General features: G+C 54.9%; 17 protein-coding genes and 1 tRNA gene. 8 read left to right on the top strand and 10 right to left on the bottom strand.

Annotation, left to right across the window (positions count from 1 at the left end):
- Positions 1–2: 2 nt before the first annotated feature.
- The 3 genes from USG84_RS08860 to USG84_RS08850 all read left to right on the top strand — a co-directional run bounded on the left by USG84_RS08860 (position 3) and on the right by USG84_RS08850 (position 3,983).
- Positions 3–275: an ogr/Delta-like zinc finger family protein gene (locus tag USG84_RS08860; RefSeq protein WP_048276941.1), complete on the top strand. Its 273-nt coding sequence runs from the start codon at positions 3–5 to the stop codon at positions 273–275.
- A gap of 346 nt (positions 276–621) precedes the next feature.
- Complete coding sequence (locus USG84_RS08855) at positions 622–1,608, top strand: AAA family ATPase (protein WP_039024018.1); 987 nt, start codon at positions 622–624, stop codon at positions 1,606–1,608.
- 17 nt (positions 1,609–1,625) lie between these two features.
- The gene (locus USG84_RS08850) at positions 1,626–3,983 is read left to right on the top strand and encodes a S8 family peptidase (RefSeq protein WP_320738240.1); all 2,358 of its coding nucleotides are present in this window, start codon (positions 1,626–1,628) and stop codon (positions 3,981–3,983) included.
- Between the two features lie 44 nt (positions 3,984–4,027).
- Here USG84_RS08850 and USG84_RS08845 read toward each other — a convergent pair whose 3' ends face one another.
- From USG84_RS08845 to rraB, 5 genes are all read right to left on the bottom strand, one after another.
- Positions 4,028–5,284, bottom strand: a complete 1,257-nt coding sequence (locus USG84_RS08845) for a tyrosine-type recombinase/integrase (protein WP_039024020.1) — start codon at positions 5,282–5,284, stop codon at positions 4,028–4,030.
- Between the two features lie 163 nt (positions 5,285–5,447).
- Positions 5,448–5,532, bottom strand: a tRNA-Leu gene (locus USG84_RS08840).
- Positions 5,533–5,638: 106 nt separating this feature from the next.
- Positions 5,639–6,361, bottom strand: a complete 723-nt coding sequence (locus USG84_RS08835) for a topoisomerase II (RefSeq protein ID WP_151413366.1) — start codon at positions 6,359–6,361, stop codon at positions 5,639–5,641.
- Between the two features lie 30 nt (positions 6,362–6,391).
- Positions 6,392–7,150, bottom strand: coding sequence for a tRNA isopentenyl-2-thiomethyl-A-37 hydroxylase MiaE (gene miaE, locus USG84_RS08830; RefSeq protein ID WP_023324078.1), 759 nt, complete (start codon positions 7,148–7,150; stop codon positions 6,392–6,394).
- A gap of 46 nt (positions 7,151–7,196) precedes the next feature.
- Positions 7,197–7,622: a ribonuclease E inhibitor RraB gene (gene rraB / locus USG84_RS08825; protein ID WP_008501374.1), complete on the bottom strand. Its 426-nt coding sequence runs from the start codon at positions 7,620–7,622 to the stop codon at positions 7,197–7,199.
- A gap of 99 nt (positions 7,623–7,721) precedes the next feature.
- Between rraB and argL the strand changes: the two genes are divergently transcribed.
- The 3 genes from argL to xynR all read left to right on the top strand — a co-directional run bounded on the left by argL (position 7,722) and on the right by xynR (position 9,691).
- On the top strand, positions 7,722–7,817 hold the full coding sequence (argL, locus tag USG84_RS08820) for a putative translational regulatory protein ArgL (RefSeq protein ID WP_211180486.1): 96 nt from the start codon (positions 7,722–7,724) through the stop codon (positions 7,815–7,817).
- Positions 7,787–8,791, top strand: coding sequence for an ornithine carbamoyltransferase (gene argF / locus USG84_RS08815; RefSeq protein ID WP_010427327.1), 1,005 nt, complete (start codon positions 7,787–7,789; stop codon positions 8,789–8,791). Before argL ends, argF begins: the two co-directional genes overlap by 31 nt.
- A 138-nt stretch (positions 8,792–8,929) precedes the next feature.
- Entirely contained in the window at positions 8,930–9,691 is a 762-nt protein-coding gene (gene xynR, locus USG84_RS08810) for a DNA-binding transcriptional repressor XynR (RefSeq protein ID WP_151413367.1), read from the top strand.
- Here the strand turns inward: xynR and USG84_RS08805 are convergent.
- The 5 genes from USG84_RS08805 to USG84_RS08785 form a co-directional block, all read right to left on the bottom strand.
- Positions 9,676–11,286: a glycoside hydrolase family 43 protein gene (locus tag USG84_RS08805; protein ID WP_151413368.1), complete on the bottom strand. Its 1,611-nt coding sequence runs from the start codon at positions 11,284–11,286 to the stop codon at positions 9,676–9,678. The two genes, xynR and USG84_RS08805, sit on opposite strands and share 16 nt — an antisense overlap.
- An 11-nt stretch (positions 11,287–11,297) precedes the next feature.
- Positions 11,298–12,680, bottom strand: coding sequence for an MFS transporter (locus tag USG84_RS08800; protein WP_253540479.1), 1,383 nt, complete (start codon positions 12,678–12,680; stop codon positions 11,298–11,300).
- A gap of 226 nt (positions 12,681–12,906) precedes the next feature.
- Positions 12,907–14,874, bottom strand: coding sequence for a xylonate dehydratase YagF (yagF, locus tag USG84_RS08795; RefSeq protein WP_253540478.1), 1,968 nt, complete (start codon positions 14,872–14,874; stop codon positions 12,907–12,909).
- A gap of 14 nt (positions 14,875–14,888) precedes the next feature.
- Positions 14,889–15,797, bottom strand: coding sequence for a 2-keto-3-deoxygluconate aldolase (gene yagE, locus USG84_RS08790; protein WP_253540477.1), 909 nt, complete (start codon positions 15,795–15,797; stop codon positions 14,889–14,891).
- A gap of 244 nt (positions 15,798–16,041) precedes the next feature.
- Positions 16,042–16,494 (bottom strand): YhcH/YjgK/YiaL family protein, encoded by a 453-nt coding sequence (locus USG84_RS08785; protein WP_253540476.1) that lies wholly within the window; start codon positions 16,492–16,494, stop codon positions 16,042–16,044.
- A 674-nt stretch (positions 16,495–17,168) separates the two neighbouring features.
- On the opposite strand from USG84_RS08785, the gene arcA reads away from it, so the two are divergent.
- Together arcA and arcC are read left to right on the top strand one after the other, a co-directional pair.
- A complete protein-coding gene (gene arcA / locus USG84_RS08780; protein WP_061099412.1) occupies positions 17,169–18,389 on the top strand; it encodes an arginine deiminase in 1,221 nt (406 codons plus the stop codon).
- Between the two features lie 10 nt (positions 18,390–18,399).
- Positions 18,400–19,311, top strand: a complete 912-nt coding sequence (gene arcC, locus USG84_RS08775; protein WP_253540475.1) for a carbamate kinase — start codon at positions 18,400–18,402, stop codon at positions 19,309–19,311.
- Positions 19,312–19,363 lie beyond the last annotated feature (52 nt).

The raw sequence follows: 19,363 nt of genomic DNA, 5'->3' as shown, positions 1-19,363 counted from the left end.
TAATGGCACTTAAATGTCCCGAATGCGGTACGACGGCACACGCCAGAACCTCCGCCTATGAAGCACCATCGGTTAAACGCTCATGGTATCAGTGCCAGAACCTGGAATGTTCCTGCACATTTACCGCACTCGAAAGTGTGGATACGATAATTATGAAGCCCCGGCGCAATGAAAATGTACCAGTCGAACCGGAGCAACCTGAAAAGCAGCAGAGAACGCTCAATCGCTATGGCTCCGCGTCAAAGCTGTCAGGCCGTCAGCAAATCCCTGTCTGATTAGCAAAAAACGCCCACGTAATCCCGGTCCAGTACCGGGATTTTTTACGCCTTTTCCCTGGCTGGCCTGAGAGCGCGTTAGTGCATGTCTATGGCGCATGAAAACGCATGAGTATCATGCGCCATTTTTGACGCGAAAGCCCTTGTGCGGCAGCTTCTGAGACGATTTACGGGGTGCATGAAAACCAGTCTGTTAAGCGAAGCGGGCAGGCGGGCGGGGCTGCGCGCGCAAAGTGGTTGATAGGTATCTTTAACTTGGTGGTATACTCTTAGCCTTGTTACTCATGTGTAGAGCATTTGATGTAACGAGCCGATTACTATTTCACACTATTAAGAAGGATTGGAGATGGCCAGAGGCGAATTAATGAAGAAACTTTTGGCTAGCTACGGTAATGATGATGAATTTCGTTCTGTTGCTGAACGAATCATAAATGAAGAAGAAAAAAAGAATAATAAAGTTTTGGCTAATAGCCTAAGAAGGACGCTTGAAAATAGCCGAGCTGTAGGTTCGAATTACTCATTAAAAGGATTGGAACGATTCTCTCCCATGAACGAGGCCACTAATGATTTTGTGGAACGAGTTGAACCAAGCCATTTCCATAAAGATTTAGTTTTATCTTTCGATAACGTTAGAATCCTTAAAGGGTTAATAGAGGAGTATCGTTTTGCTGAAGCTATTCGGAAGAATGGTCTATCATTACGCACGAAACTTCTTTTTTGCGGGCCTCCCGGCTGTGGTAAGACTCTAACAGCAGAAGTGTTTGCATCCACGTTAGGCTTGCCTATGTTTATCGTAAAATTAGATAAATTGATGTCATCATATTTAGGCGAAACTGCGACCAATATACGCTCAATTTTTGAGTTCGCCAACAATAAGCCTTGCGTTCTTTTTTTGGATGAGTTTGATGCTATTGCTCGCTCTAGAGAAGATAGCAATGAACACAATGAACTTAAACGAGTTGTGAACAGCTTGCTATTATTTATTGAAAGGTTATCACCTAAAGGTTTTATGATTGCAGCCACCAACTTAGATAAAAGCATTGATCCAGCTGTATGGAGACGTTTTGATGAAGTCATATGGTTTAAAAACCCTGATAAAGGAATGATTAGGAGATTTTTAAAAAGCAGATTAAAAAATATTAAATATGATTTTAATCCAGATAATTATGTTTATAAGTTAGAAAAAATGAGTTTTTCAAGTCTAGAGAGAGTGCTTAATCAAGCAATAAAATCAATGATTATTGGAAAACATAAAGTTTTGAATGAGCGTTATTTTGTCGATGCGATAAATGATGAACATCGAAGAAATAGTGGTGTTGAACAAATGCGATAATATACATGGAGTCTTATATGGCAGAGTATGAACATTTACGACTTGTTAAAATTCCTCAGCAATTAGAAAGAAGAAAAAAACCGGGATATGGTTCAGCTCCAAAACGTAACTCTCAGGAAAGAACAATACATGGAACATCTTTAATTCATCAAATTGATAGTACAGTTGCATATGTTCGAAGTAAACGTATTCCTGGAAACATTGATCCATCATTGATCATGAAGGTTAAATATGATGGGTCTGCTGCCGATGAAGACTGGTTAAGGCTTGGGTTACAGGTTCTATCTCACGACGATGATAAAACTTTAGTATTATTTTCTTCTAACGATTCACTGGCCGATTTAAAAGACAGAATTAATGCCTACTCAGGGCCTATACCCGCAAAACAAAAGAACCCATCCTACAATAATTTCGTAGGTAATTTAATTTCAATTGAAACCATTACAAGTACAGACAGAATAGGAATCCGTTTTAAAGAATCTGGTTTTAATGCCATAAATGATTTCGATGAAATGGAAAATTACATTGTCGATATTGAATTATGGGATTTTGGAGGAAGAATAGAAAGAGAAGCGAAAATTGAAACCATTAAAAACCTTATTGTTAATAATGGTGGAGATTTTCTAGATTCCTATATTGGCCCCTCAATTTCCTTATTGAGGGCACGGTGTAATATATCCGCATTAAAATTAGTATTAGAAATACCAGAAGTCTATACCATTGACTTACCCCCCATGCCAGATATGGAGACCAAAAAATACTTTAAATTTGAATTAGATGACACACCACAACCCATTAATGCATATGAAGATTTGCCAGTTATAGGTATAATTGACAGTGGATTAAACAATCATCCTTTTTTAGATAACGTAATTGTCGGAACCGTGTCTTACCTAAATGATGCTGGTCAAGACTCTTGGGGACATGGCACTTCGGTTGCGGGAGTTGCAGTTTTTGGAGACTTACGACATCAACTGGCTCAGAACCAACTGATTCGTTACGCTAGAATATGCTCGGCTAAAGTTGTAGATGATAAAGGACGTTTTCCAGACGATGTAGTAATTCCCAAATTAATGTCGCAAGCAATTAGACAGCTCCATCATGACTTTAATTGTAGGATATTCAATATTTCACTCGGTGATCCTAAAGCTCCTTTCAAGGGTGATCGAAATGGGCAATGGGCTTCAATTCTCGATGACTTAGCTAGAGATCTTGATATATTGATTATAGTTTCCGCTGGAAATGGTTCTTCTTGGGGGGCAGAACCAGAGGATGCAATTTCTGAATATCCAAACTATTTAATAGAAAAGAGAAATAGATTTCTTGAACCCGCAGGTGCAGTGAATGTATTAACGGTAGGTTCCTTATCTCATGGAGATGGATTACCTCCTGATCTAGCAGAATATGTTGGAGTCATCCCTACCGCAAGAATGGATGAGCCTTCGATTTTTACCAGATCTGGGCCGGGGATTTTAGGAATGTGTAAACCCGACTTAGTAGATTACGGCGGAACTGCGCTTTACGACACAGCCATACATAATATAAGGCCTGGTGGAGATATTCCTGAATCCGGCATATTAAGTTTAAACAATAAATTTTTAAATAGTCTTTTTACAGCTTCCTCTGGTACATCAGTTGCGGCGCCTATGGTAGCTAATAAGGCTGCATTATTGTTGAAACAAATACCAAATAGTACGGCTAACTTACTGAGAGCCTTGTTAGTAAACGCCTCTTCTCATCCTTTAGAGAATCAACAGCGCATTAATTTACTTGATGGAAAATCCAAAAATAACATCTATGGAAAAGGATTGGTAAGAGTAAAAAATTTAATCTCATCCGAAGATAATCGAGTAGTATTATACTCTCAAGATGTTTTACAGCCTGATTATTTCGCTGTATATGAAATACCAATTCCAGATAACTTCAAGAACACCAAAGGTAAAAAAAACATCAGTATTACACTTGCCTTTGACCCACCGGTTAGACATACAAGAAAAGATTATCTTGGCTGTGAAATGAACTTCAGGTTAATAAGAGGTAAAACTGCCGACGATGTATTCAACTTTTTCAAAGTAAAAGAGGAAGGTGATGCTATCTCTGAAATGCCTAATAAATATAATTGTGATCTAAAGCCAGGCGCAAATTCTAGGGATTTTGCAACAATACAATCGGCTTCGGTCAGTTATGATAATGCCATAGAGAATTATGGAAATACGTACCATCTTGTTGTACGTTGCCAAGCCGGTTGGGCTGATTTTATTCAGCAACAACGTTATGCGATTGTAGTCGAGCTCACGCATACTGAGAATGTAAATATTTACCAGACCATCCAGCAAAGAGTTCAGCCAAGAGTACAAAACAGAAATCGAATTTAAAATACTAAACAGGCAACTATGTTGCCTGTTTATTCTATTTTAAATTAAGTTTTTTTAGCAAACTCATAAGGAGTAATCATTTGTTTCTTAGTTGCATCTATATAATCAGACCACCATTGAACCATCAATCGACGTTCATCCAAGTGTTCAGACGTATGAATATATGCCGCACGCACACTATTTCGTTCTGAATGACTCAGCTGCCTTTCTATCGCGTCATCGCTCCATAACCCTGACTCACCCAATGCACCACGCGCCATCGTCCTAAACCCATGCCCACAGACTTCGGTTTTCGTGTCATAGCCCATTGCACGTAAAGCGCTGTTCACTGTGTTTTCACTCATAACCTTTGTTGCGTCATGATCCCCTGGAAAAAGTAGCTCTTTATCACCACTAATCTGCTTAAGCTGCTCTAACAAAATCATCGCCTGTCGACTAAGAGGAACTATATGCTCCTCTTTCATCTTCATGCCACGATACGAGTAACGAACGCCTTTAATTTCTTCACGCTTTGCAGGTATACGCCAAAGAGATTTATCGAAGTCGAATTCATCCCAGCGCGCAAAACGTAGTTCACTGGAGCGCACAAAGGTCAGTAAGGAAAGCTCGACCGCGATCCGTGTCATTATGCGGCCACGATATGCAGCAAGACGAGCAAGAAACTCAGGGAAGCGGCTAGAGGGTAAAGCGGGGTAATGTCGCGCTTTGGTTGTAGAAAGCGCACCGGCCATATCACTGGCTGGATTTGAGTCGATGTAATCGTTCTGTACGGCATAACGCATAATGGCCGTAACGCGCTGTTGCAGGCGCTGAGCGACGTCGTGTTTACCACTGGCATCAACTTTTTTAATCGGGGATAGCAGGTTGCTGGTTTTGAGCTGGCGAATGTCGGACGAACCGATATGAGGGAAGATATAAAGCTCAAGATAGCGAAGAACGCGCGATCGATGGTCTTCACTCCATCGCTTGTTACTGGCGTGCCATTCGCGAGCAATGGTTTCGAAAGTATATGCCCCTGAATTCTCGGCCTGAGCTTCTTTCTGTTCGGCTTTTGGGTCAATACCCTGTACTAACAGTTTTTTAGCTTCATCGCGTTTTGCTCTTGCCTGAGCAAGCGTCACCGTAGGCCAAACACCAAAAGCGAGGCGATCCTCTTTTTTGTCAGAGGGCCGTCTGTATTTCATGCGCCAGTATTTAGAACCCTTGGCCGAAACCTCGAGATACAAACCGCCACCATCGGCCATTTTGTAGGTTTTGTCTTTTGGCTTTGCGGTCTCGACCTGTCTGGCGTTGAGCTTCATTTGGGGGCATATTTCTAATCGAAGTTAAGATGCCCCCAATTATGCCCCCAATGACATCCGGATTTCAACGGACAACCTCGGACGACTCAGGACGTAAAAATCGCTGCAAACATTGATTTTAAAGGGATAACTGGACTTTCTCGGATGGTCTTGGAAGTACTAATGGTGCCGAAGGCCGGACTCGAACCGGCACGTATTTCTACGGTTGATTTTGAATCAACTGCGTCTACCGATTTCGCCACTTCGGCACTGAAGGGGATGCGGAAACGTTGTGGATTATACCTGTCGCGCGCCGCCATGCAAGCGACGACGCGCTAAACCCGCGCTAAGTGCCCAAAAAACCAGCGCACTTCGTCACTCCAGCTCAGACACCGCCAGACGAATCACCCCCGCCGCCTTCTGCTCCGGCAGCGCCAGCACCTTCGCCCACATCTCCTGCACCATATCGCAGGAGAGCTTCTCTTTGCCCGCCGCCTTCTCCGGCATCTGCAGCAGCTGGATGTCCTCGCCGTACTTATCGGCAAGTTCCTTCATAATCGGCCGTACGTCCTCGACAGCGGCCTCGCGTTCGGCAGGCGTCACGGTGTGGCGGTTTTTGCCGTAGGCCGCGCGCATCATGTCGGCGTCGGCCTGCATGCGCCGCGCCATCAGGTCTTTATCCAGCATGCGCATCGGGTTCACGCCGCCCTTCACCGTCGGGTAGAGGAAGCGGAAGCAGGCGTCGTCGCTCACCTTCTGGATGGCGGCGGTCTGCTCCATGTTGATGGTCATGTAGTTCACCACGTTGGCGTCCGGGGCGTTTTGCAGGCGCGACATCTGCAGATGCAGGATCTGCGGCTGGATGGTGTCGATGATGTGCTGCTCCGGCTCGCCCGCTTTTTGCAGGGCGGCCATCTGGTCGAGGATGCGCTGGTGCAGCACAGGCTCCTGCTCCTTAATCACCTGCCAGGCGGGCATCGCGTTAAGGGCGGAATCCATCTGCCGTTCCGGAGCGCGCTGCCTGTCGAAAAACACCCAGAACGCCACGGCGGCGGCCGCGACAATAACAATGACCGTACTGATCCACGTTTTTTTCATCTCGCATCCTTATCCTTGCGTTATGCCGGTTTACACCGGCACGCCGCTGTGGAAGCGAAACTCGTTGTCCGGTGTCGAGATAAGTGTGGCTTCAATTTCGCCAAAAAGCTGTATGCGCGGTGAGATATCGTCGTCGCTTACCTGCTGGGCCAGCGTCAGGTAGTCCTGATAGTGGCGCGCTTCCGAGCGCAGCAGCGAGAGATAGAACTTCTGCAGGTCGTCGTCGAGGAACGGGGCCAGCGCGGCGAAGCGTTCACAGGAGCGGGCTTCGATGTACGCGCCGCAGATGAGCTTGTCGATCAGCGTCAGCGGTTCGTGGGTGCGCACTTCCTTCAGCATCCCTTTGGCGTAGCGGCTGGCGGTGATTTTGACGTACGGAATGTCGCGGGCCAGCATCGCCTCGCGCACCTGCCAGAAGTGGTGCAGCTCCTCTTTGATCAGCAGCACCATGCTGTCGATGAGCGCCTGGCCCCACGGGTCGTCGGTTTTGGGCATCACGCTTTTGCCAATCTGCCTGTGCAGGGCGATGAAGTCCGGCTCCGGACCGTCGCGAAAGGTGAACTGTTCGTAGGGTTTGAGCCAGTCGAGCAGCGCGTCGGCACCGCTTTCGTCGGCGACGTATTTACGCACCAGCAGCAGCGCGGTCTGGGCGGCCTTGAGCTCGCACACCATGTGGTCGGTGAGCAGCAGCGGCAGGTTCGCCGGGTCGCGGGCTTTATCAATCCATGCTTGCGGGGTCGGGCACTGGAGAAAGTTGAGTACGGGGGCGAGTATCTGCGGGTAATCCATGGTTCTGCCTTGAAAAAGCGGTGGCGCATGCCACCGCCTGAAACGCTTAGTGACGCACGCCGTCGTCGTCTTCGTCGACGTAATCTTCGTCGTCGCCTTCTTCGCCGTCTTCACCGTTCGGATCTTCGAAGTAGGTTCCCCAGCCGTCGTATTCCACGTCAAACTTCTCGGCCAGGTTCATCAGCTGTTCTACCTGCGCGTCGATCAGCTCCGCCTTCAGCGCGCCCTCGCTCAGGATGTCGCAGCAGATGACGGTGTCGCCCTCTTCCACTTCCAGCTCTTCCGGCTCGGTCACTTCGTAACCCAGCTTGAAGGCTTCCACGGCCATTTTTTCCAGCGCGTCGAAATCATCCGCAGAGAAATGGTGCTCGATGGTGTACAGCGCGTCCGGATCGCTACCGTCTTCCAGCAGCTCTTCAATAATCAGACGCGTCTCTTCGCGTTGCTCTTCCAGTAATTCCGGGTTTGCCATGGCTCAATCCTCTTTAAAGTGCGGCAGATACTTCTATTTTCACACACGGACGGGTTTGCCTCCACCTTTGTTGGAAAGATTTGTGAAACGGGGTTGCAAATGAATAATTACACATATAAAGTGAATTTTAATTCAATAAGTGGCGTTCGCCATGCGAGGATAAAATGTCCGATTTATACAAAAAACACTTTCTGAAACTGCTCGACTTTACCCCTGCACAGTTTACCTCTCTGCTGACCCTTGCCGCACAGCTCAAAGCCGATAAAAAAAATGGCAAGGAAGTACAGAAGCTTACCGGTAAAAACATCGCGCTCATCTTCGAAAAAGACTCGACCCGTACACGTTGCTCTTTCGAAGTTGCCGCATTTGACCAGGGCGCGCGCGTAACTTATTTAGGGCCGAGCGGCAGCCAGATTGGGCATAAAGAGTCAATTAAGGACACCGCGCGGGTGCTCGGGCGGATGTACGACGGCATTCAGTATCGCGGCCACGGCCAGGAAGTGGTCGAAACGCTGGCGCAGTATGCGGGCGTGCCGGTGTGGAACGGGCTGACCAACGAGTTCCACCCGACCCAACTGCTGGCGGACCTGCTGACCATGCAGGAGCACCTGCCGGGCAAGGCGTTTAACGAGATGACGCTGGTCTACGCGGGCGACGCGCGCAACAACATGGGCAACTCGATGCTGGAAGCCGCGGCGCTGACCGGGCTGGATCTGCGCCTGGTGGCTCCGAAGGCCTGCTGGCCGGAAGAGAGCCTGGTGGCGGAGTGCAGCGCGCTGGCGGAGAAGCACGGCGGGAAAATCACCCTGACGGAAGACGTGGCGGCGGGCGTGAAGGGCGCGGACTTTATCTATACCGACGTGTGGGTGTCGATGGGCGAAGCCAAAGAGAAGTGGGCGGAGCGGATTGCGCTGCTGCGCGGGTATCAGGTGAACGCGCAGATGATGGCGCTGACCGGCAACCCGGACGTGAAGTTCCTGCACTGTCTGCCTGCGTTTCATGACGACCAGACCACGCTCGGCAAGCAGATGGCTAAAGAGTTCGATCTGCACGGCGGGATGGAAGTGACGGACGAGGTGTTTGAGTCGGCGGCGAGCATCGTGTTCGACCAGGCGGAAAACCGGATGCATACGATTAAGGCGGTGATGGTGGCGACGCTTGGGGAGTGATTGGGTCCTCTGCGCGCTGGTGCCCTCACCCCGGCCCTCTCCCACAGGGAGAGGGAGAACATCGGCTCCATTTCATTGATTTTTCACCCCGAAAAAGGTACGTTTTCGCCTTAATTCCAGCGTGGACATGCCAGCATTATGCCGATTATTCAGTCTGTTGAACGTGCGTTGCAGATCCTCGACCTGTTCAACGAGCAGGCCACCGAGCTTAAGATCACCGACATCAGCAAACTGATGGGGCTGAGCAAGAGTACCCTCCACTCGCTGCTGAAAACCCTGCAGCTTCACGGCTATATCGATCAGAACCCGGAGAACGGTAAGTATCGCCTCGGCATGAAGCTGGTCGAGCGCGGCCATTTCGTCGTGGGCTCCATCGATATTCGTCAGAAGGCGAAAGGCTGGCTGACGGAGCTGTCCCGGCGGACCGGGCAGACCACCCATCTGGGGATCCTGGACGGACGTGAAGGGGTCTATATCGAGAAGATTGAAGGCAAGCTGGCCGCCATCGCCTATTCGCGCATTGGCCGCCGCCTGCCGGTTCACGCCACCGCCATCGGCAAGGTGTTGATTGCGTGGCTGGGCGAGGCCGAGCTGAACGCCCTGCTGGAGGGCTATCAGTACACCACCTTTACGCCCGCGACCCTCGCCACTCGTGAAGCGTTAATGGCAGCCCTGGCGCAGACCCGCGAGCAGGGTTTTGCCCTGGACAGCGAAGAGAACGAGCAGGGCGTGCGCTGCGTGGCGGTGCCGGTGTGGAACCATGAATCCCGCATTATCGCCGCCCTGAGCCTGTCGACGCTGACCTCCCGCGTGGACGATGCCGAGCTGGCCCGCTTCCGCGAGCAGCTTCAGCAGGCCGGGCTCGAGCTCTCACGCGCGCTGGGCTATGCCGGCTCGTAGGTGAAGTAGTCGAAGTCCGCGTGGCAGCCGTCGCCGCTGATGTCCTCGCAGTGCAGCCCCACAAACGCGCCGGTGAAGAAGCCGCGCCCGCCAATGTAGTCGTCCGACAGCTTCCACGCCTCATAGGTTACCGGCACGGCGTGCCACGTCTCGCCGTCGAACGAGTAGCTGTAGCGGTAGACCAGCGTATCCACGTCCACCCGCAGCCAGACGCTCTCCGCGCTCTCCGGCACCGGAACGGGCCGCTCGTGCAGCGGCCACGACGGCACGTTGTGGTCGAGCTGGATCACCTTGATGGTTCTCCCCTGCCCCTCCTCGTAGTCCACAAAGCAGTAGCTCCAGTTTTTGCTGTTGTAGTAGCAGGTCAGGCCCGCGCTCTGCTGGAAGTGGACCGGCGAGAACTGCATCCTCGTCTCCGCCCGGAAGGTGAAGTGCTGCCAGCGGCGCGCCACGGTCGACTGGGTGAAGGTCGAGTTGAGCGAGTCGTTGCCGTAGAGCCGTAAGTAGCCCGGGCGCGCGGTGAGCGAGCCGAGGGTGTCGTCAAACGGAATGCGCAGGGTCTGCAGCTCCGGGTCAAGCGAACTGGCGTCGAAATCGTCCCGCCAGGTCGCCTGAACGGATGCGGGCTGCTCCGCCATCTGCGGGCCTTTCACGGTCAATTGCGCGTGCTTGCCGCCTTCTACGTACGGCCAGCCGTCGCGCCACGTAATGCGGGCGATGCCGGTCTCGCGCCCCAGCGGGCAGTAGCCGCGTCCGCCGGAGGCCAGCAGCGGCACGCCGGGCAGGCGCAGCGGGCGGCTGGTGAGGTAGGCCATGTACCATTCTCCGGTGTGGGTTTGCAGCAGCGAGCCGTGGCCGCTTTTTTGCAGCGGGTTCTCCGGCAGATGCCAGCTGGTCATCATCGTCACGTCCGGGTGCAGCTCGTATGGCCCGTCGATATTTTTTGAACGCAGCACCACGACGGCGTGCTCGTAGCTGGTCCCGCCCTCGGCGACCATCAGGTAGTACCATCCCGCGTGGCGATACAGGTGCGCGCCTTCGGTGTAGCAGAGCGGCGTGCCGGTAAACAGGGTTTTGCGCTCGGGCGAGAGGGTGCCGGTCTGCGGGTCAAACTCCTGCATCACGATGGTGTTGTGCGGGTTGCTGTGGTGGCGAGGCCCCCACGGGCGGTAGAGGTAGTACTTGCGGCCATCGTCGTCGTGGAACAGGGACGGGTCGAACCCGCCGTTGCCCATCGGGATCGGCTCGCTCCACGGACCCTCGATGGAAGGCGCGGTGACGAGGAAGTTGCGGCCGTTTTTCCACGGCGAGTCGACAATCTTCACGTCGGTATAGAGCAGCCAGAATTTACCGTCGGCGTAGCTCAGGCACGGCGCCCAGATGCCGCCGGAGTCCGGGTTGCCCTTCATGTCCAGCATCGACACGCGGTCCAGCGGGGTGCTGACCAGCGACCAGTTTTTCAGGTCGCGGGAGTGGTAGATGCGCACGCCCGGGAACCACTCGAAGGTCGAGGTGGCGATGTAGTAGTCCTCGCCCTGGCGGCACAGGGACGGGTCCGGGTTGAAGCCGGTCAGGATTGGGTTAGTGATTTCCATATTGCCTCCGGTTAATGGGATGCGGCTGTCGCGGCGTCGGGAACGGCCTCGCCCTGCGCCGCGCGGTGCTTGATCAGCTGCTGGCTGATGGCCTCCACGCGGGCGTCGGTGAGCTTGTAGAACGACAGCATGATGAACATGCCCGCGTAGAGCACCACCGGCACCACGCAGAACAGAATTTTGATGGTGGTCAGCACCTCGACCGGCTGCACGCTGCTGCTGGCGGAGTAGTTCACGTACGCCAGGATCCAGCCCACCACCGCCCCGCCAATCGCCAGGCCAATCTTCAGGCTGAACAGGTAGGTAGAGAACACCAGCCCGTCGAGGCGGCGCCCGCTGCGGCTCTCCTCGTAATCCACCACATCAGAGGCCATCAGCCACTGCAGCGGCGTGGTGGTGTTAAAGACGAACAGGAACAGGATGTTGAGGGCGAAAATCAGCGCGATGTGCTCCGCCGGGGTGAAGAAAATCAGCAGGCTGATGAGCGAGTAGGCGACGATGATCCACTTGAAGGCGGTGACGCGGTCGAAGCGGCCCAGCAGGCGGGAGGAGCAGAGCGAGCCGAACATGGTGGCGAGGCTGCCGTAGAGTAAAAACTGCGTCGCCATCTCCGGGTGATCCATCACGTATTTCACGAAGTAGAGCGTCGCCCCGCCGCGCACCACGTTGGAGCAGGTCGCCATCATCTTGAACGCGCACATGATCCGCCACTGGCTATTGCCCAGCAGCAGCTTAAGGTCTTTCGCCACCGACGAGCCCGGCTGTACCTCAAAGGTGTAGCGCTCTTTGGTGGTGAAGAAGCAGACGTAGAGCAGCACCACGCCAACCAGCCCCAGCACGCACATGGCGCCGAAATAGCCCACCTGCTCGTCCCCTTTGCCGATGATGCTCACCAGCGGCAGCGCGATGCCGCTGATGGCGAGCGAGCCCGCCGCTGCCAGGAAGAAGCGCCAGGACTGCAGGGCGTGACGCTCTTTCGGGTCGGCGGTGATGACGCCCGGCATGGCGCAGTACGGCACGTTAACGAAGGTGTAGACCAGGGTCAGAAGAATGTAGGTCACGCAGGCGTAGATGATTTTGCCCTGCGCGGAGAAATCCGGCGTGTAGAAGGTCAGCACGCAGACGATGCCGAACGGGATGGCGCCCCACAGCAGGAACGGGCGGAACTGGCCGTGCCGCGTGCGGGTGCGGTCCACCAGCAGCCCCATCAGCGGGTCGGTCACGGCGTCGAGCACGCGGGAGACCAAAAAAAGCGTGCCCATAATGCCCGCGGAGAGTCCAAACACGTCGGTGTAGAAATAGGCCAGCAGGAACATCGTGGCCTGCCAGACGAAGCCGCAGGCGGTGTCACCCAGCCCGTAGCCAATTTTGTCTTTCATGGTTAATTGCGTCATCAGAATTACACCCTTATGTAGTGTGCTGAATTACAACATCGTGTTAATGGAGTGTAATGAGCTGTTCAATTAACCAGCAATGGTCATATCTTATTTCCTAATTATGTTATTTTGCTTTTGTGACGCCAACGATATATCGCAACTAATTGTTTAAATTAATAAATTACAGACATAGGGAAACCGCCCGCGGAATATTTTCCGCAGACAGTTTTATCTCTGAAAATAATTAAATGCCGAGCGCTTTTTTACCGGCGTTAATTACCTCAATGATTTTATCGGTGTCATAAATACAGCCTTTCCAGGCGCCGCCGCTCACCGACTGCAATGCCGCCCACAGCCGGGTATCGTCCGGCAAAAAGTCGTGAGCGTGCAGGTCCGGGTGCGTCTGCCGCCGCGCCAGCTCTCGCGCGCCCTCCTCCGGCGTCATCGGGTTGTCCGCGGTGCCGATAAAGTTCACGCTGCCCGTAAGGGTCAGGCGGTCCACGGCAATCTCGATGATATCGTTATCGCGCAGCTTGCCAATCGGCCCGCCCGCCAGCGCCTCCGGCGACACGTGGCCGAAGCAGGCGCCCGTCGACACGCCCGAGAAGCGCGCATCGGTGATTAACGACACCGTCTTGCCCCACGAGATATGCTTCAGCGCGGAGGTGAGCTGGTAGGTCTCTTCCATGCCGGTGCCGGACGGCCCGCCGCCGATCACCACCATAATATCGCCCCGCTGAATCTCTTCCCGCTTGATGGCCTTGATCGCCTGCGCTTCGGAAACAAACACCCGCGCCCGGCCGGTGTGGCGGTAAACGCCATCTTCCCCCACCACCGACGGGTCGATCGCCGTGGCCTTGATCACCGATCCTTCCGGCGCGATGTTGCCCGTCGGGAAGCAGACCGTCGAGGTCAGCCCTTTCGCTTTTGCCTTCTCCGGCGGGAGGATCACGTCGTCCGGCTCCACGCCGTCCTGCTCGCGCAGGCACTGGCGGAAGCGCGCCCGGCGCTCCGAGCTCTGCCACCAGTCGAGGTTCTCGCCCACCGTCTGGCCGGTCACGGTCATCGCGTCCAGATGCAGCAGGCCGAGATCGCGCAGGTGGAGCATCACCTCCGGCACGCCGCCCGCGAGGAACGCGCGCACGGTCGGGTGATAGTCCGGGCCGTTGGGCAGCACGCTCACCAGGCGCGGCACCCTGCGGTTGACGCGCGTCCAGTGCTCAACGTCCGGGATCGTGCAGCCCGCCGCGTGGGCGATGGCCGGAATGTGCAGCAGTAAATTCGTCGAGCCGCCGAACGCCGCGTGGATCACCATGGCGTTTTCGATGGCTTTATCGGTGAGGATATCGCGCGTGGTGATGCCGCGGTTGTCCAGCTCGCTCACCGCCCGCGCCGACTGGCGGGCGATCTCCAGCCACACCGCCTGCCCGGACGGGGCCAGCGCGGAGTGCGGCAGCGCCAGGCCCAGCGCCTCCGCCACCACCTGCGAGGTGCCCGCCGTGCCGAGGAACTGGCAACCGCCGCCCGGCGACGCGCAGGCGCGACAGCCCAGCTCGGCGGCCTCCTGTAATGACAGCTCGTGGTTGGCAAAGCGCGCGCCGATGGTCTGCACCTTGCCCGCGTCTTCCCCCACGGTCGGCGGCAGCGTCGCCCCGCCCGGCACCAGAATGGTTGGCAGGTCGTGCATCGCGGCCAGGGCAATCATGGTGGCGGGCAGCCCTTTATCGCAGGTTGCGACGCCGATCACCGCCCGGCGCGTCGGCAGGGAGCGGATCAGACGGCGAAACACGATCGCCGCGTCGTTGCGGTACGGCAGGGAGTCGAACATGCCGTACGTGCCCTGCGAGCGCCCGTCGCACGGATCGCTGACGAAGGCGGCGAACGGAATCCCGCCGCTGCGGGTGATCTCCTTCGCCGCCGCCTGCATCTGCATGCCGATCTCCCAGTGTCCGGTGTGGTAGCCCAGCGCAACCGGACGTCCGTCGCCGGCGCGGATGCCGCCCTGGGTGCCGATGATCAGCACCTCTTTCCCGGTGAGCCTGTTGGCGTCCCAGCCCATTCCGGCGTTCTGCGTCATGCCGAACAGGTTGCCGCTGGGGGATTCCATCAGCATCTGCGGGGTCAGCGGCAGCGCGCCCTGCGGCCCCGCCGCGTGGGTCATCACCGCATAAAACGCGTCGTCCTGTGGGGTGAAAATTTTCTCAATGGTCATCGTTATCGTCCGGCTCAGCAGAGCTTGAGCTGTTGCAGCAGGGTTTTCAGCTGCGCCCTGCGCGGCTCGTCCAGCGGCGAGGCGGGCGGCAGCACGTGCGTGGAGACAGGGCGGCCGCAGAGCACAATCGCCTCTTTAATCACGTTCACAAACGGCGTATCCAGCTGATACATCTGCGGAATTTGCAGCAGGGTCTGATGATACTCAGCCGCTTTCGCCACGTCCCCGTCGCGCCAGGCTTTCAGAAGATTTACCGACACCTGCGGGGCAAAATTGCCGCTGGCCGAGATCGCCCCGTCGCCGCCGAGCAGCAGGGTGTTAAAGAGGTGATCGTCGTAGCCGCAGAGCACCGTGAAGTGCGGATGGGCACCTTTGACGGTATGGATCATGCTGCGCAGATGGGCGACGGAGTCGATGGTGTCTTTGATGCCGACAATATTGCTGCGCGAGTCGGCGAGGGTTTTCACCAGCGCCGGGGTCAGATCCTGCCCGGTCAGCGCCGGGAAGTTATAGAGCACCACCGGCAGCGTGACGCTGTCCGCCACCTGCTCGAAATAGCGGATCAGGTTCGCTTCCGACACTTTCCAATAGTAGGGGTTAATCACCACGATGCCGTCCGCACCCGCCTGCTGCGCGTGCTGGCTCAGTTCAATAGTTTCCCGCGCGTTGGTGCCGCCGGTGCCGATCAGCACCGGCACCCGACGATCGACATGATCGATAGCAAAGCGGGCAATGGTTTTACGCTCTTCGGCGCCGAGCTGGGAGAACTCGCCGCCGCTGCCGAGGAAGAACAGGCCGTCAACGCCCGCTTTGATGAGATCGTCGATCAGCGCGGCGGTGCCCTGCTTATCAAGCTGGCCGTCGGCGGTAAAAATGGTGGAGACAGGGGGAATGATTCCCGTGAACAACGCGGACTGCGGCATGAGATCTCCTTGCTGAATCATTTTGTTCTACATTATAGAACAGTGTTCATTAATTTAACGATCATACTATGACGCAGAAAAAGGAGAGGTAAATGGGAAGGGAAGAAGGAGTGCGGGAAGTTTAAGCTGGATCACATATTAGAGGGTGCGGCCTGATGCCCTCACCCTAACCCTCTCCCACGGGGAGAGGGGACGATTACACCCTCTCCCCTCTGGGGAGAGGGCCGGGGTGAGGGGTGTGGAGTTACTCAACCAGCATCTTCACAACCACTTTCCTGACCTTAGCAGGCGCTCCCACCGCGCACAGCGGCTTGTGCACTTCGCCCGGGTAAAACACCACAAAATCCCCTTCGTTCAGCACCACGGTTTTCTCCTGCTCGCCTTCCGGCAGGAACGCGATGTCTTTGTCCGCCAGCCAGTCGGTGTCCGGCGTGCCGTGCGGCAGGGTGCTGAAGGTCATCCCTTCCTGACCCTTCATCACGATCTGGATATCCAGATAGCGCGCGTGGTACTCGGCGCGGCGCTCGGCGAACGGCTGGGTCGTGTCTTCCGAGACCAGATAGAACAGGCTGTTGCCGTTGATGTCGTGCTTGCCGAGCGGCGTGGCGTCGGTGACGTGGGCTTTAACGTGCTCAATGGCCTGGCGCAGCGCGTCAGGCAGCCAGGACTGCAGATGGTGGATGTTGCCGATAATCATGAGAAACCCCTCAATGTAAAACAACGTTTCATTTTTGTCTTTTATACGAGAGTTAAGCCTGCCATACCAGCCCTTTTTCGATGAGGTTTGCGCCAGCGCATGTTTATCGGGAAAGGTGTTAACCCGCTGTTAATCCTGCCCGGGCAATTATGCAGGGGTTATGCATAACCTCATTTCGCGCGCGCTAAGGCGCTAACATAACCCATTGAAATAAAGCGCTTAATCACAAAACCCGCTGCCGTATCACATTTTATGACTTTGATAATTTACGTTATAAACTCATAATTATTTATGGATTTTCCTTAAGTCAAAAATAGTTAATTGTCATTATTGCATAGTCATTCTTTTCGTTTTATTTAATCGTTTAAAATCAAATGGATAACTATTAATTACAAAATGTGTAATTCTACAAAACAATAACAACCTCAAATAATGCCACCGGATCCTGCTTAGCTATTCATCTCCCAATAATATGAAATTAATCATTATCTGATGCGAATCATGCAAATGAAAACAAACCTTTTAATATCCTTTTTCGCGTGAGCAATATCACATTACGGAATATTTAACAGCCTAGTATAAATCTCGAAATCAATTGAGCTTAGCCGCCATGTAATTAAACACAACGCATGGCGCATGCCCTTTTTATTCTGAAAAAAGTTAAAGGAATAATTATGGAAAAGCATTACGTCGGTTCTGAAATTGGTCAATTGCGTAGCGTTATGCTGCACCGCCCAAATTTAAGTCTGAAACGTTTAACCCCGTCAAACTGTCAGGAGCTGTTATTTGATGACGTGCTCTCCGTTGAACGGGCGGGTGAGGAGCATGACATCTTCGCAAACACGCTGCGCGAGCAGGGTGTGGAAGTCCTGCTGTTGACCGACCTCCTGACACAAACCCTTGATATTGCAGAGGCAAAATCCTGGCTTCTTGAAACGCAAATCTCTGACTATCGCCTCGGCCCAACCTTTGCCGGCGACGTGCGCGGCTGGCTGGCGGATATGCCGCACCGCGAACTGGCGCGCAGGCTGAGCGGCGGATTAACCTACGGCGAAATTCCGGCAGCCATTAAAAATATGGTGGTCGATACCCACACGGCGAATGATTTTATTATGAAGCCGCTGCCGAACCATTTATTTACCCGCGATACCTCCTGCTGGATTTATAACGGCGTCTCGATTAACCCAATGGCCAAACCGGCCCGCCAGCGTGAAACCAATAACCTGCGAGCAATATATCGCTGGCATCCGGCGTTTGCCGACGGCGATTTTATTAAATATTTCGGCGACGAGAATATTAATTACGACCACGCCACCTTAGAAGGCGGCGACGTACTGGTGATTGGCCGCGGCGCGGTGCTGATCGGCATGTCCGAGCGCACGACCCCGCAGGGCGTGGAGTTCCTCGCCAACAGCCTGTTCAAACACCGCCAGGCCGAGCGCGTGATTGCCGTTGAGCTGCCCAAACACCGCTCCTGTATGCACCTCGACACCGTCATGACCCACATCGACGTGGACACCTTCTCCGTCTATCCGGAAGTGGTGCGCAAAGACGCCCAGTGCTGGACGCTCACCCCGGACGGACGCGGCGGCCTGCTGCGCACGCAGGAAACCGACCTGCTGCACGCCATCGAGAAAGCGCTCGGCATTAACCAGGTGCGCCTGATCACCACCGGCGGCGACGCCTTTGAAGCCGAACGCGAGCAGTGGAACGACGCCAACAACGTCCTGACCATCCGCCCGGGCGTGGTGATTGGCTACGAGCGCAACGTCTGGACCAACGAGAAGTACGACAAAGCGGGCATCACCGTGCTGCCCATCCCCGGTGATGAGCTCGGACGCGGCCGCGGCGGCGCGCGCTGCATGAGCTGTCCGCTGGAACGCGACGGAATTTAAAGGAGCCATCATGGAACGAAAACCCACTCTGGTTGTGGCCCTGGGCGGCAACGCGCTGCTCAAGCGCGGCGAGCCGCTGGAAGCGGAGATCCAGCGCCAGAACATCGAGCAGGCCGCCCACACCATCGCCGGGCTGACGGCGCAGTGGCGCGTGGTGCTGGTGCACGGCAACGGGCCGCAGGTCGGGCTGCTGGCGCTGCAGAACAGCGCCTACGACAAAGTCACCCCCTACCCGCTGGACGTTCTCGGTGCCGAAAGCCAGGGAATGATCGGCTACATGCTCCAGCAGGCGCTGAAAAACAGCCTGCCCCAGCGCGAGGTGAGCGTCCTGCTCACCCAGGTGGAAGTGGACGCGGCCGACCCGGCTTTCAGCAACCCGACCAAGTACATCGGCCCGGTCTATAGCGAAGCGCAGGCAAAAACGCTGGCCGCGGAAAAAGGCTGGGTGTTCAAGGCTGACGGGAGCTATTTCCGCCGCGTGGTGCCGTCGCCGCAGCCGAAGCGCATCGTCGAGAGCGACGCCATCACGGCGCTGATCCAGCGCGACCACCTGGTGATCTGCAACGGCGGCGGCGGCGTGCCGGTAGTTGAGAACGCCAACGGCTATCGCGGTATTGAGGCGGTGATCGACAAAGACCTCTCCGCCGCCCTGCTGGCGCGCCAGATCGAGGCCGACGCCCTGCTGATCCTGACCGATGCCGACGCGGTGTACCTCGACTGGGGCAAGCCGACCCAGCGCCCGCTGGCGCAGGTGACGCCAGAGCTGCTCAGAGGCATGCAGTTCGATGCCGGATCGATGGGGCCGAAAGTGGCCGCCTGCCGCGAGTTTGTTGAGGCCTGCGGCGGCATTGCCGGGATCGGCGCGCTGAATGACGGCGCGGAGATCCTGGCGGGCGAGAAAGGCACGTTGATTCGTAACTGAATAACTTCCCCCTCACCCGACTCTCCCTCTCCCCGTGGGAGAGGGCCGGGGT

Source organism: Enterobacter sp. 168J2, assembly GCF_034107265.1.
Classification (GTDB): domain Bacteria; phylum Pseudomonadota; class Gammaproteobacteria; order Enterobacterales; family Enterobacteriaceae; genus Enterobacter; species Enterobacter nematophilus.
The sequence above is the reverse complement of the archived record's forward strand: the minus strand, read 5'-3'. Positions and strand labels throughout refer to the sequence as shown.

Bases quoted from the DNA above. Each gene is read 5' to 3' on its own strand.
- yagF (WP_253540478.1), bottom strand. From the start codon at position 14,874: ATGACCATTGAGAAAATTTTCACCCCACAGGACGACGCGTTTTATGCG.
- miaE (WP_023324078.1), bottom strand. From the start codon at position 7,150: ATGGATTACCCGCAGATACTCGCCCCCGTACTCAACTTTCTCCAGTGC.
- argF (WP_010427327.1), top strand. From the start codon at position 7,787: ATGTCCGATTTATACAAAAAACACTTTCTGAAACTGCTCGACTTTACC.
- yagE (WP_253540477.1), bottom strand. From the start codon at position 15,797: ATGCCGCAGTCCGCGTTGTTCACGGGAATCATTCCCCCTGTCTCCACC.
- USG84_RS08805 (WP_151413368.1), bottom strand. From the start codon at position 11,286: ATGGAAATCACTAACCCAATCCTGACCGGCTTCAACCCGGACCCGTCC.
- argL (WP_211180486.1), top strand. From the start codon at position 7,722: ATGAATAATTACACATATAAAGTGAATTTTAATTCAATAAGTGGCGTT.
- xynR (WP_151413367.1), top strand. From the start codon at position 8,930: ATGCCGATTATTCAGTCTGTTGAACGTGCGTTGCAGATCCTCGACCTG.
- arcA (WP_061099412.1), top strand. From the start codon at position 17,169: ATGGAAAAGCATTACGTCGGTTCTGAAATTGGTCAATTGCGTAGCGTT.
- USG84_RS08860 (WP_048276941.1), top strand. From the start codon at position 3: ATGGCACTTAAATGTCCCGAATGCGGTACGACGGCACACGCCAGAACC.
- USG84_RS08800 (WP_253540479.1), bottom strand. From the start codon at position 12,680: ATGACGCAATTAACCATGAAAGACAAAATTGGCTACGGGCTGGGTGAC.
- USG84_RS08845 (WP_039024020.1), bottom strand. From the start codon at position 5,284: ATGAAGCTCAACGCCAGACAGGTCGAGACCGCAAAGCCAAAAGACAAA.
- USG84_RS08855 (WP_039024018.1), top strand. From the start codon at position 622: ATGGCCAGAGGCGAATTAATGAAGAAACTTTTGGCTAGCTACGGTAAT.
- USG84_RS08785 (WP_253540476.1), bottom strand. From the start codon at position 16,494: ATGATTATCGGCAACATCCACCATCTGCAGTCCTGGCTGCCTGACGCG.
- USG84_RS08850 (WP_320738240.1), top strand. From the start codon at position 1,626: ATGGCAGAGTATGAACATTTACGACTTGTTAAAATTCCTCAGCAATTA.
- USG84_RS08835 (WP_151413366.1), bottom strand. From the start codon at position 6,361: ATGAAAAAAACGTGGATCAGTACGGTCATTGTTATTGTCGCGGCCGCC.
- rraB (WP_008501374.1), bottom strand. From the start codon at position 7,622: ATGGCAAACCCGGAATTACTGGAAGAGCAACGCGAAGAGACGCGTCTG.
- arcC (WP_253540475.1), top strand. From the start codon at position 18,400: ATGGAACGAAAACCCACTCTGGTTGTGGCCCTGGGCGGCAACGCGCTG.